Annotated in this window: 9 protein-coding genes; 2 read left to right on the top strand and 7 right to left on the bottom strand. The window is 60.3% G+C overall.

Annotated elements, in window-relative coordinates; genetic code table 11:
- Positions 1-11 precede the first annotated feature (11 nt).
- From repC to DU478_RS19330, 4 genes are all read right to left on the bottom strand, one after another.
- Positions 12-1292: a plasmid replication protein RepC gene (gene repC / locus DU478_RS19315; RefSeq protein WP_064225039.1), complete on the bottom strand. Its 1281-nt coding sequence runs from the start codon at positions 1290-1292 to the stop codon at positions 12-14.
- A gap of 160 nt (positions 1293-1452) precedes the next feature.
- Positions 1453-2448, bottom strand: a complete 996-nt coding sequence (repB, locus tag DU478_RS19320) for a plasmid partitioning protein RepB (RefSeq protein ID WP_064225040.1) — start codon at positions 2446-2448, stop codon at positions 1453-1455.
- A 103-nt stretch (positions 2449-2551) separates the two neighbouring features.
- Positions 2552-3763, bottom strand: coding sequence for a plasmid partitioning protein RepA (repA, locus tag DU478_RS19325; protein ID WP_064225041.1), 1212 nt, complete (start codon positions 3761-3763; stop codon positions 2552-2554).
- Between the two features lie 493 nt (positions 3764-4256).
- Complete coding sequence (locus DU478_RS19330; RefSeq protein WP_064225042.1) at positions 4257-4595, bottom strand: DUF736 domain-containing protein; 339 nt, start codon at positions 4593-4595, stop codon at positions 4257-4259.
- A 654-nt stretch (positions 4596-5249) separates the two neighbouring features.
- Between DU478_RS19330 and DU478_RS19335 the strand changes: the two genes are divergently transcribed.
- Both DU478_RS19335 and DU478_RS19340 read left to right on the top strand, forming a co-directional pair.
- A complete protein-coding gene (locus DU478_RS19335; protein WP_064225051.1) occupies positions 5250-5591 on the top strand; it encodes a type II toxin-antitoxin system RelE/ParE family toxin in 342 nt (113 codons plus the stop codon).
- Entirely contained in the window at positions 5588-5881 is a 294-nt protein-coding gene (locus DU478_RS19340; RefSeq protein ID WP_064225043.1) for a helix-turn-helix domain-containing protein, read from the top strand. The genes DU478_RS19335 and DU478_RS19340 overlap by 4 nt, the downstream gene beginning before the upstream one ends.
- An 8-nt stretch (positions 5882-5889) precedes the next feature.
- Here the strand turns inward: DU478_RS19340 and DU478_RS19345 are convergent, their stop codons facing one another.
- From DU478_RS19345 to DU478_RS19355, 3 genes are all read right to left on the bottom strand, one after another.
- Positions 5890-6801, bottom strand: a complete 912-nt coding sequence (locus DU478_RS19345; RefSeq protein ID WP_064225044.1) for a DUF2493 domain-containing protein — start codon at positions 6799-6801, stop codon at positions 5890-5892.
- A gap of 298 nt (positions 6802-7099) precedes the next feature.
- Positions 7100-8146 carry a DUF7146 domain-containing protein gene (locus DU478_RS19350; protein ID WP_064225045.1) on the bottom strand — a complete coding sequence of 349 codons (1047 nt, stop codon included), beginning with the start codon at positions 8144-8146 and terminating at the stop codon, positions 7100-7102.
- Positions 8143-12540, bottom strand: coding sequence for a strawberry notch-like NTP hydrolase domain-containing protein (locus DU478_RS19355; RefSeq protein WP_114512584.1), 4398 nt, complete (start codon positions 12538-12540; stop codon positions 8143-8145). The genes DU478_RS19350 and DU478_RS19355 overlap by 4 nt, the downstream gene beginning before the upstream one ends.
- Positions 12541-12900: the final 360 nt, after the last annotated feature.

A 12900-nucleotide genomic window follows, 5' to 3' on the forward strand; every position in this document is an offset into this window, starting at 1 on the left:
TTATCAATACGTCACGCCGCCTGCCCGCTGAGCCTGCCATAGAAACTACGCTCCAAATGCAGCTCTCCTGCCCCAGCCTTCTCGACCATGCCCCGAAGATATCCGCCCGGCGAGGCAACCTCACCGACACTGTGCTTCTCGAAGACGAGCGCAAATGCGGCCGTGGCCACTTGGGTCCCCATTCGATCCTGCGCTACGTTCCAGGCATGCTCTGAGATACCGATCATCGGCCTGAGTTGCCCGGCAACGCGGTGCAGGTCGCCCCAATCCTTCAGGAATCCACCCATATTGCGCGCCCAGGACGCGAATTCCGGACAGGCCTGCATGATTGTCGGCAGATCGAGCGCCGTCCGCTTCTTGCGCACCTCGGCAACCCAGTCTTCCAGCTCCCTATCAACCCACTCTTCGGGTGGAGCATTGGGTACCACGCCCGCCGCTTCCTCTTTTTCAGAGGAATTACTAGTTACAGGATTAAGTTGATTTGTAATTAGTATATGAGGTTCAGAAATGACCTCCCTGGGGTCCATTTCTTGAGTCTTTTTTGTGATTTGGGTGTCTTTGTTACCGATGTTTTCCACAGGTTTTGTCGCACCAGTCGCCTTGAGATAGGCCGCTTCGACCCGTTCCTGAAGTTCCTTGAACCACAACAGTAGCCGTTCCAACTGCTCAGAGGCTTCATGACGACGCGGAAGCCGGTCCAGAAGTTCCTCAAAGAGTCCAGTGAATTGGCTCCAGGGCCCGCGCAGCGCGCTGCTGATAGCCGCCTCAATCCGAGCGCGGATCATCCGGCGTGCCACCGTAATCTGACGCTTCAGGCGCTGGCAGAGCTCGCGCTCGGCCTGCAGCTCGGCATGAAGCTCCTCGAACTCCTCGACACGGGCTGAAAGCGGCGACAGATCGAAGCCATACGCCTCAACGATGCGCCCATCGGCGTCCCTACGGCCCCACCGCTTGCCATTCGGGCTGTCCTGAAAGGAAATCACGCCGATCTCGGCCAGGCGCCGCGCATGGCGCTTGAGCGCGGAGAGCGAAAAGCCCGTCCGCTCCATCAGATAGGCGTTCGACGCCCAGACGATCGGGCGCTGCCCCTCCTCCCAGTCCTGGGCCTGGGTGAAGGCCCCGAGCGTGTCGAGGAGCATCATGTCGCCAGCCTTCAGGCCGATATGTGCACCAACGCGCTTGAGCGCGACAAATGCTCGTGTTTTGGGTACTGCTACCCGTTCACCGGCTTGGGCAAGTTGCTCAGCAACCCCAAGACCCGGTGTCGGCTTGCGCCAACCTGTATGTTTCATGCCTGTATCTCACCTCCGGTTATGTGGAGGCAAAAGAAAGCCGTTCGCTCAAAAGCGTTCATCGTTGACAGTGATTCGTGGGAGAGGTATCTTCTAAGCGACCAAACTTTTCAGATTAGCTCTCAGGCCACGCTGCTTGGGGGCTTTTCTTTTGCCTAGATCATTGTTCCGACTGCTCCTCTTTTGTTGCGAGGAATTCGCTGTAGAGCTGATCCAGTCGACCGGAGAGAAAGTCTCCGAACTCGGTTGAATCCTGTGCTGTCAGCGAAATACTGAATGCCCTTCCGGACCGGCCGATTACCCCTTTGATGCGGCCTTTGCCGGCGGTCCAGGTGCGCTTCTTGGGTGCCATGCGCGTCTTTCTGCGCTTGGGTGTCCTGCCCGCCTCTGCCAGTCTGCTGTGCAGGAGCTCGAACCTTGCATCGCTATCCAGCTCGTGAAACCCTTCGAGTTCCAAGGCACCTTCAAGGACCTTTTGGTTCGCAGACTCCGAAGCCAGCTTCTTGAAATCCTCCCAGCGGTCACGGCCAATCTGCTTAGCGGGACCGATCCGCTCAATCACATGCCTCGGGATGTTCTGCGCGACAGACAACATGCGCGACAACAGCGTTCCATCAATGGTCAGCGCCGACTGGATCACATCCTTCGCCTGCCCCATATCAAGGAGGCTTTTTGCGAAAAGCGCCTTCTCGATGAATGAAAGATCCGCGCGCGCCGTGTTCTCTTGCCCTTGGGCGAGAATGTGCGCCACATCGTCCATTGGTTTGACTACAGCGCGAACCTTCCGGCCAAGGGCTGACGCCACGCGCACACGCCGATGGCCGAAGACGATCATATAGCGACCGTCCAGATCCGGGTGCGGGCGAAGCAGTACTGGAGTGTCCTGGCGACCAGTTGCAATCGACTCCTTCAGCTCGTTGAAGGCCTCGTCGTCGTCGCTGAGACGATCCGAAATGAAGGACACATCGATCAATTGGGGATCGATTTCGACGATGGTTTCCCCTTCGAGCAAGCGCTTCGAATTTTCGGCAAGATTGTCAATCGAGACCTTCATGGACTTTGATGCGCCACGCATCGCATAGCCTGATCGGCCAGAGTCCTTCGGCTGCTCGGAAGAACTGGCCATCACATTTTTCAGGAGGTCTTTACGAGCCATCAAACTGTCTCCTTCTGGGCGATCATAGACGTGAACACTCTGGACAAATGGCTGTCTGCACGGCTGTCAAAACTATCAATCTGCACGGCTGTCAAAGACGTCGTCATTCGCGCCCCCATGCTTTGTGGATCAGCTCCGAAACCTCATCGTTCACGTCGTTCAGTGAAGTGATTGCCCGGTCATAAGTTGTGCGAACAAACTGGGAGCGCTCGACCTCGTAGAGTGTCTGTTTAGTAATCCCAGCGTCGGAGATCGCCGTGGATTTCAAAACAGGCGCGGTAAGCATCTGGTTCGGGAACATCGCCTGCAGAAACCCGACCATCTGCTTCTGAGGGCCATCAGTGGGTTCAAACCTGGTAACCAGATAGCGAAACCATTTCAGTCGCATGTTCGCGCCAGCGTCTCGTATTGTCTTCATGATTCCGCCAAGCATGAGCAGAAATTGACTCATCGACATAACGTCCAGCATCTGTGGGTGGACGGTGACGATGACTGACGACGAGGCTGTCAGTGCGGTCAGCGTGAGATAGCCAAGCTGCGGTGGGCAATCGATCACCACGACATCATAGCGATCATCGACTTCGTCGAGCGCCTTAGAGATCCGAGTGAAGAAAAGGCGCCCCTCGTGGGGGTCGCTGCTCGTCAAGGCAACGGGGGTATCGTACTCATACTCTTGAAGTTCCAAACTTGCAGGCACGATATCAAGGTTAGGAAAGTTCGTTGGTCGGATTACTTCGATAATTGGCTTGCGTTGATCATCGTAGCGGAGCGTCTCGTAGAGCGATGGAACATTATCGAGCTCCGGCTGAATACCATGCAGAGCTGTCAGTGATGCCTGCGGGTCAAGATCGATCGCCAGTACACGATGCCCTTTCAGCGCCAAGTGCTGAGCCAGATGAGCCGCAGTCGTCGTCTTTCCGGACCCGCCTTTGAAGTTGACGACAGAAACTACATGCAGTTCCTCACCTTCACGCCGATGGGGCACATACCGCCGCTTTCCAGGCCGACCATGCTTGTCCAAATACGCCCGCAGTTCGAGCATTTGCTCAGCTGAATAACTACGCCTCCCCGACGACGAGGTTTCGGGATCAGGCCCCTTACCTTCTAGGTGGAGCTTCTTGATTGTCGACTGGGTCACGCCGAGATAATAAGCGACCTCCGCCAGCGAAAACTGACGTAGACCTTTCTGGGCATCTGGAGGATACTGTTCCTGCCGCAACATATTGAGACGGTCAGAAATCAGCTCTCCCTGTTGAAGGATGATCTCGTCGAAGGGTTGATCCTTCGTATCAGCCGTAAATGACCTATCTCGCATCCGCCTGCCCTCTAAATATCGCTTTTTCAGCAATTTATCCCTTTAAAGTGTCATCTACACGGAAAAATGAGTCTTAACAACGATTTTCACGCGGTGGCTTATGCACTCCCGCAGCACGATCGAGTCTAGATGCGGCGACAAGCTATAGTGAGCGGCGAAAAAGGCGGCCCAACATATGGAACCAACGGTGCGGCCTTCTGCGCAGCACTCAACTCGAACGGCGCGGTAAAAATACTTTAACCTACTGTTTTAAAATACATTTATGTAACTGCACGGCTGTCAAACGGCACATGGCTTGAAGCGTCGAAACGCCTAGCGGATCCGCAAACACGACAGCCACGCAGCGAGCTGCATCAGAAAAGTTCTACATCTGAACCGTGGTCACTTGGTTCCGTCAAACACATCGCCCATGCCACTCCAACACATAATAAATCGTGTCAGTGCCATAGGAGACAACGAGAATCGGCTGGGTTGCCCCAGCCGATTCTTTGCGTCACGCGGCGTCTTTGGGGCCCCAGGGGATGATCGCCTGCAGGGACAGATCGTCCTGGCTTGCCGCCTTGCCGAGGTTGGCGTTGAAGCCGTGGTCGCGGATGGTCAGCGTGAAGTAGTCGGCGCCGGTCTCCTTGTTCTGCTTCTTCCAGATGCCGCCGCACTCAACCAGCTTGCCACGCGGGGAGCGGCCGAGGACGCGGTGTGTGGGGGCCATCGGGTTCGTGCTCGCGACGGGTTCGACTGTGATGTCGAGGTCGAAGGTCAAGGTCGAGATGGAGCCGACGCCCTTGGCGGTTTCGATGTCGGCGCTGGTGAATTTGATGCAGTTCGTGGTCATTGCTCTTCTCCTTGTTTGCGTTGCAGCACGACGTGCGGTCATGCAGCTGGCCAAGGCCCGACCACTCCGAAGGCGAAGCGCAGCGGAGAGGGGCAGGCGCCGGTCTTTTTGCTGCGCGAGGAATGGCCCACCCCTGTTCTTTGGTGGGTCAGGGGAAAAAGATCGGCGACAACCTTTGTGGACGGGACGACAGCTGCGACCAGCGTGTCATGCAAAGCAACACATCGGGAGAAGTGCCCTGGCCACGAAGGAAACTGGGTGAACGGCCGAGGGAGATGCCACGAGTGTCTTGACTCCTTCCAAATTCACCGAAGATGAGACATAGTCCAGACGTCAAAGTCGCATCCCCAGGATCACTAACGTGCCGATAGTCTTCGCTGAAGCGCCCACGATGCGGAGGAGTGCTCGGCGCGATCAGAGCGTGGAACGAAAGACCGGGTCGCCACGAGACACAGCAACCACCCAATAGCCCTAGATGACAGCCCGGCTGGTTGGTTAGGTCAGAAAATGCGACAGGACATTTGACCAAGGGCCGCCGCTACCAACGGACGGGACATCCTCTCTAGCTCCGGCAAGCGTCGGCGACTTGTCCTTCCAGTGCTCATGCTATACGTCATTGACACATACACCGCCGAAACCTATATGGGACAAGAGATGACGCGATTGCAGACAGTGGTCGAACTGCCCGAATTCCAAAGGCGCGCCAAGGCAATCATGTCGGACCAGGAGCGTGAGGCGGCGATCAACTTCATTGCCGCCAATCCGGAAGCGGGCGTCTCTCTTGGCGGCGGATTACGCAAAGTCCGCATCCCGAGAGAGGGGAGCGGCAAGAGTGGCGGCTTCAGGACGGTGTATGTCTTTGGCGGGACCCATATGCCGATCTTTCTGATTACGGTCTTTGCCAAGAATGAGAAAGCCAACCTGTCAAAGACCGAACAAGCTGCTGCGGTAGAGATGAGCAAGGCGCTTGTCGCGAAATATGGAGACGCAACATGAGTGCATTTGAAACCGTATCCAAGGGCCTCGAAGAGGCTCTGGCCTTCGCGAATGGCGATTTGGCCGACGCCAAAGTGCATGAAGTTTCCGTGGCGGAGGTCGATGTCGCCGAAGTCCGGCAACGGACGGGCCTGTCCCAGGCCGAGTTTGCGAAGAGCATTGGCGTCGCGAAAGGTACGCTCCTGAACTGGGAACACGGGCGCCGGCACCCGACAGGCCCAGCACAGGTTCTGCTGGCATTGATCGCCAAGAAGCCTTCCGTCGTACAGGACCTCTTGCGCGGGGCGTGAACCGGGGCCTAAGCCCCGATCCTCTTGATGCGGATTCCGAGCTTGCGGGCCTTGTCGACGATGTTCTCGGTGATGCCCGAACCGGGCGTGGCAATCAGACCCTGTGGCATGGTTTCGAGCATCTTGTCGTTGCGCTTGAAGGGGGCGGCCTTGCCGTGGCTCTTCCAGTCGGGCTTGAAGACCACCTGGGTGATCCCACGGGTATCTGCCCAGCGGGCCGCGATCATCTCGGCGCCTTTGGGCGTGCCACCATGCAGCAGCACCATGTCGGGGTATTTCGCATGGGTGGCATCGAGGACGGACCAGATCAGATCGTAAGCCTGATAGTCCCCGCCTGAGAAAGCGATCCGCGTGCCTTCGGGGCAGTGCACCTCGGTCTCCTTGCGACGCTTGGCCGAGAGATAGGCCCGGCTGTCCACCACGGCGGAGGTGAGGCCGCGATGTGAGACCTTGGATCCGGTGCGGGGGAGCCAGGGCGAACCGGTGGCGGCCGAGAAGTGGTCTACGGCCAGATCGCGCATCTGCTCGAAGGCGTCGCGATGGTCCCAGAGCTTGAGCCCGATCATCTGGAGGCGCTCGAGTTCGACCGAGGCGACCTCGGAGCCGTCCTGTAGCCCCAAGCTTTCCCTGACCTCGAATTCGTTGTCGTCGAGAAGCTTCTGGATATGGGTGAGCCGACGATGGAAGATCGAGGTGAGGGACCAGAGCATCTCTTCGAGATTGTCTTCCAACTGGCTGCCAGTGAGGAGGCCGATGGTGGTGTCAAAGAGGGTCGCCATGGCGAGTTCGACTTCGTCGGGCTGGGGCAGGGGGCGGTGATCGGTCTCGCCGGGTCCCGGTGTTGCGCCGTGAAGTGCCAGGTGGTCGAGGATGCCGGAGGTCACGCCGGTCTCCTCTTGGATGTCTGTCTGATGGGGCATTGTCTGGTTCCTCTGTTTGATCTGACCCGATTTGGATGGGGCGATATCAGGACCGGCGGCGACCGGGCCGCATCCGTCAGGATCGGAGCGCAGCGGAGAATGCGCCCAAGGCCGGAAAATTGCTCCCGCGAGGAATGGCCCGAAGGGGCAGGGGAATTTTCTGGTTCGGGGGGCATTGCTGCCCGGGCGAGGGGCACTCTGCCCCGACCCGCCGGTCCATCGCTCCCCTTATCCAAACGGGATCAGATCGAACCCGCGGAACCTTTGCCCTGTCCGGCATCACCGGGGAGACTGGCGCTCATCCGTCCTCGATCTCCAGACCGTTTGCCTTCATGGCCCCTAACAGAGACCGGCGCAGCGCATCTCTGCCAAATGTCCGCAGATCATCGTTGAAATCGCCCAGTTCAGGGACGAGATAACCGCAGGAAATTCCTCGATATTCCAGTTGGTTACGCAATCTTATGGATGCATTGCGTCCGGCATCGTCATTGTCCCGCGCGATCCAGATGCGCTGAATCCCCGGCGATGGAATGAAGAGGCCGAGATGGGTGGCGGTGAGACAGGAGGCGAGGTCGAACTCCGGGAGAGCCGTTCCGATTGAGAGGGTGTTTTCGAGCCCTTCGCCGACGATGAGATCCGAGCGACCCGCGCCGGCCCAGAAGCGGATGGCATGGCCGTGCAGCTGCCCAAGGATCCGTTTGGGTCTCTCGATCGTGGCCAACCCGTCGGTAGACGGGTCGAGATAGACCCGCGCGCATCCGGTGATCTGGCCCCGTTTGTCGGTGATCTTTGCGAGCAGGGCAGGGGCCCTTCGCGGCTGATCGGGATCGTCCTCGCCCTGCCGCAGGAAGACTCGAGGGTGATAGCGCAGGGCAGGTCCAAGCCGTGTGATGCCGCGCCCCTGCAGATAGGTGGCGGCCGGGGTGCCAAGCACCGGCTTGCCAGCGGCAAAGAGCTTCCGCGCCCGCGCGATGCGTTTGGCGGAGGCTGCATCAGGGCGCTCAGCCCTTTGGGTGTCTCGAGGTGCGGCAGGGCAGGGGGCCTCGCCGAGAAAGGACCGGGCCTCCCTCAGCGTCTCCTTGAGCGTGACCGACCCAAGCCGTTCCTGCAGCAGGTCGATGAGATCGCCATATTCACCCGTCGCGAAATCTTGCCAGGATCCGGCCTTGCGCTCACCTTGAGCTTGCAGACGGATGGCGAGGCTTTGGCCCTTTGCACCGGACGTGTCGCCGACCTGCCAATAATTGCCCTGCTTACGACCCTCGGGGAAATACTGGCGGCAGAAACTCTCGGCACGGTCTGCCAGAGCGGCCGAGAGGTCTGCGATGCTGCGCCGCGCGCTCATGCGGCGACATCCGCTGCGCTGGCACCCACCGGGTGCTCAGCCAGAACCCGCGCCAGCACGTCAGTGCCATCCACTGGGATGAACACCCGAGTCTTCCACTGGATCACCTCGGCAAAACAACCCATCGCTTTCAGACGGGGCAGGGCCGCGCCCGACGCGCCGATCAGCTCAAGTCTCGGCTGTCCCATGACCAACGACCGGCGCAACTGGTAGCCGCCGAGGAGGTTCAGGGTCGTCCTGGCTTCCATCACCGCGCTGAGCACTTCCTGCGGCGACATCTCGATCTGACAATCGAGACCAAGGCGTGAATAGACATTCAGGAGCTGCTCCTGACTGACGAGACGGCCGATAGCGCGCTCCCCGTCCTCGGCCTGCAGGCGGTAAATGCGCATGTTGTCGGCAGGAAGCCGGTCCCAGATCGGCAGGAGGAGGCCGCAGATCAGCGTGATCTTCGATGTGGTGAACTGCGGCACCGCGTCGACCTCAGCCTGCCAGAGCTGTTCGAACATCGCATCGTCTATCTCTTCCCAGTGCGATTTCGAGAACTCGGTGAGGGCGAGGATCTCGGTCGCCATGGGCCGTAGCAGTTTCACCCGCAGGATCGGTACGCCATCCTCATCCATGAAGGCCGGCGCCTTCACCATCAGGGCCGCGCGTTTGGAGGTCTTGTTCCAATAGAGCGTCGCGCCTTTGTTATCAGCGCAGATGGCTTTCACGCGGGACAGGGTGAGCGGATCGTTTCGATCCGTACGCTCAACGGTCAGGGCGGTGGCCGTCGCCCCCGTCGCCTCATGTTCGAAGATCACCTTGCGGTCGACGATCTCGAATTTTTCGGCGCGCAGGGTCTCTAGCCCGACGTCCAGCGTGCCAGCCTGCCGTGCGTCCTCGATGATGGCCGAAAGTAACCCGCCGAAAGCCTCGAAGATCGCGTCCTGCATGTCGATCCGCAGTGCCAGACAGCGGTTCAGGAACTGCTGGATAGGCGGCAGATTCTCTTTCATCGTGCCATCCGCCTCATCGAGTGTCAGCCCGGTCATCTCCTGGAACCTGGCATATGAGCAGGCGTCGATCTTGCCCGCCCGCAGCTTGTAGAAGAACTGTCGCAGCGCCGCGCGTGCGTAGGGGCTCTCAAGATTGTCCTCGGCGCGGAACATGTTCTGGCCGCCGGTTTCGCGCTGCCCCTTGGTGATCGCCCCGAGCGTGTCGAGGCGGCGCGCGATGGTGGAGAGGAACCGTTTCTCACCCTTCACGTCTGTTGCGACGGGTCGAAACAGCGGCGGCAGCGCCTGATTGGTGCGGTTGGTGCGCCCGAGCCCCTGGATCGCATTGTCGGCCTTCCAGCCGGGCTCAAGGAGGTAATGCACCCGCAGGCGCTGGTTCTTGGCCCCGAGATCGGCATGATAGCTGCGCCCGGTGCCACCGGCATCGGAGAAGATCAGGATGCGCTTGGCATCATCCATGAAGGCCTGGGTTTCTCCGAGGTTGGAGGAAGCGGGACGCTTCTCGACCCTGAGCCGCCCCTCCCGCGTCTTCACGATGCGCCGTTTGCGCCCCGTGACCTCGGCCACAGCCTCCCCTCCGAAATGCCAAAGGATCTGGTCGAGGGCACCCTGTACTGGGGCGAGGGCACCGAGATGCTCGACAAGCTCGTCCCGCCGCCGCTCCGCCTCGCGGCAAATGATGTGATTGCCATCGCCATCGACGGCCGGGCGCGAGCGCAGATCCCCGCTCTCGTCGGTGTAAGGCTCGAAGAGCCGCGTCGGGAAGGAATGCATCAGGTAGTCCATGATGTTCTCGCGCGGCGTAAAATCGACCTGCAGATCATCCCACTCCGAAGGCGGGATCTCTTCGAGACGCCGTTCCATCACCGCCTCGCTGGTCGACACCACCTGGATCACCGCCGAATGACCGGCCGCCAGGTCTGCCTCGATCGAACGGATCAGAGAGGGGCATTTCATGGCGGTGATGAGGTGGTTGAAGAAGCGCTGCTTGTTGCTCTCAAACGCCGAGCGCGCGGCGGATTTCGCCTGGGGGTTCAAGGTGCCGGTATCAGACGAAATGCCAGAGGCTTGTAGGGCAGCCTCAAGGTTGGTGTGGATGATCTGGTAGGCATCAGCGTAGCTGTCGTAGATCGCGACCTGGGCGGGCGTCAGCTCATGGACCAGCATCTCGTATTCGACCCCGGCATAGGAGAGGGACCGCGCGAGATAGAGCCCAAGCGCCTTCAGGTCGCGCGAGATCATCTCCATGGCGGCGATGCCCCCGGCCTCCATCGCGGCGACAAATTCTGCCCGCGTCACGAAGGGGAAATCTCCCGTGCCCCAGAGACCGAGGCGCGAAGCATAGGCAAGATTGCCAACGACCGTCGCCCCGGTGGCCGAGACATAGAGTACGCGGGCGTCGGGCACGGCGTTTTGCAGCGCGAGGCCCGCAAGGCCTTGTTGAGAGGCCTTTTTGTCGCCGCGGTCGGACTTTTCGCCGGCGGCATTGGCCATGGCGTGGCTTTCATCAAAAGCGATGACCCCGTCGAACCCCTCGCCGAGCCAGGAGGTCACTTGCTCGAGGCGGGCAGCCTTGCCCTCACGTTCAGCCGAGCGCAGCGTGGCGTAGGTAACGAAGAGGATGCCCTCGGGCAGGCGTATGTCGCTGCCTTGGCGGAATTTTGAGAGCGGCACGATATCGCTTTCACGCCCGCCGAGCGCCATCCAGTCGCGTCGCGCATCCTCGATGAGCTTGTCGCTTTTTGAGACCCAGACCGCCCTGCGACGCCCCTGCAGCCAGTTGTCGAGAATGATACCCGCGACCTGTCGCCCTTTACCGCATCCAGTGCCATCACCGAGGAACCAGCCCTTGCGCAGGCGGAAGGCGCCTTCGTCACCCTCAGCCGCTGCAATCAGTTGGCCTTCGATCTCGCCACGCTTGAACAAGCCTTTGAGATGCGTCTCGTGTGCATTGCCCGCGTAGATCACGCTTTCGAGCTGCGGCGCAGAGAGGAGACCGTCTCGAACGAGGGTCTTCGGCAGAACGGGGCGGTAGCTCGGCACGGGCGGCGGCACCGAGGCCATGGCGGCGGATTGCACAAGTGCTGTCGGATGCTCCGCCGCGCCGTCGATCCGGATCGCCTGCAGGTCATAGACCTCGTAGACCGTGTCCTGCAACGTGCCATAGGGTTCGCTCCAGGCTTTTGGCAAGTAGTCGAGCGGGGCCGTCTCGATGTCGTCGAACGGATGCTTCGCGCGTTCCTCGGCGAGCGCACGGGTTTCTTTGCGTGCTGCGTTGCGCAGGGCGTGGAGGTTGGTGCGGGTCGGCTGAGACGGGACCGAAAGGGCCGATGTGGTGGGGCAGGGCGGGGGGCTGCGGCGTTCCGGGCAATGGGCGAGTACTACGGAGAGAAGATCACTCGTGGTCGCGCAGATCGGATGATAGGCGGCGTCAATATCAGCCGGTGCGGTCTCTTCAGCACCAGCCGCGCGCTTATCGATTACCGTCAACCGCGTGTCGATCGTGGTGCCATGCCGTGCGAAGACCTTGCCGTCGATGGGGGCCGAAAACACGACATCGGCGCTCTGGCCGATCCGCTGAAATGTCGACTGGAAGGATTTCAAAGAGGGACGGAAGCTTTCGCCGGTGATGACGACAAGCCGCCCACCAGGCGCGAGGCGTGCCAGGGCGGAAAGCACATGCTGACTGGTCGCTTGCCTAAACCGGCCCTCGACATGGTTGGCAGCGGAAAACGGCGGGTTCATCACCACGACCGAGGGCGTGATCGAGCGATCAAGACGATCGTCGATCGAGGCAGCATCGTGGTCAGATACGGCGGCATCGGGGAACAACTGCCCCAGTAGGGCGCGGCGCGTGTCGGCAAGTTCATTCAGCGCCAACCGTGCACCAGCGATCTTTGCAAAGATGGCCAGCATGCCCGTGCCCGTCGACGGCTCGAGCATCAGGTCGTCGTCCCGAAACCCGGCGGCCTGCGCGACGATGGCCGCGAGGGGCAAAGGCGTGGAAAACTGTTGCAGACGGATACTGTCTTCGGAGCGGCGCGTGTGAGACGGGGCCAGAGCCGTGAAACGTTCGATCATGGTGAGGAAGGCCTGCGGCGACAGTGCCTGACGCTGCATCAGCGCGCCGTAGCGCGAGAGTATAAGGATTTGGGCGACCTCGGCCGCCTCATAGGCGTCTTTCCAGACCCAGGCACCACTTGTGTCACTGGCACCGCAAGCATCTTCCATCGCGGCGCGAAGTGCGGCGGCGTCGATGGACCTGCCTGCCTCGAAAACGGGGACGAGGATTTTCGCAGCCTGCATCAGGTTTTGGGCGAAGCGTGGGGCATCCGGCAGGGCAGGGGCTTCGGGCTCGGTTGCAAGTTGGACGGAATGGGGGTGAGCGTTCATCGGCAATCTCCGGGGTTGAGGGTTGGCCCCGAGCCCCGCGTGCACTCTCTCACCCGGGAGGGGTCACCCCTCCCGCCCTGTCTCTCACTCTTTCATGGCCTCGAAAACTGAAGTCTTGGCAGCGAAAACTTATCCACAAAATCTGGGGATGACGCTGTGGGCGTTGTCGCGCAAACCCATGCCAGGCTGCTGGGACACGGCCGTGCCTGCATTTTGGGCACCTCCAGCGAAACGGACCCGACACACAGCAAGCTCGGGGACCGAATGGTCAACGAGGAGAAATCGCAAGAGCTCAGAATGGGGATCTGCAAATAAAAAGGCGACATCCGGGAGGAGGTGGATGCCGCCGATTATTCCGGA

This window comes from Thalassococcus profundi (genome assembly GCF_003344785.1).
In the GTDB taxonomy this organism is placed as follows: domain Bacteria; phylum Pseudomonadota; class Alphaproteobacteria; order Rhodobacterales; family Rhodobacteraceae; genus Puniceibacterium; species Puniceibacterium profundi.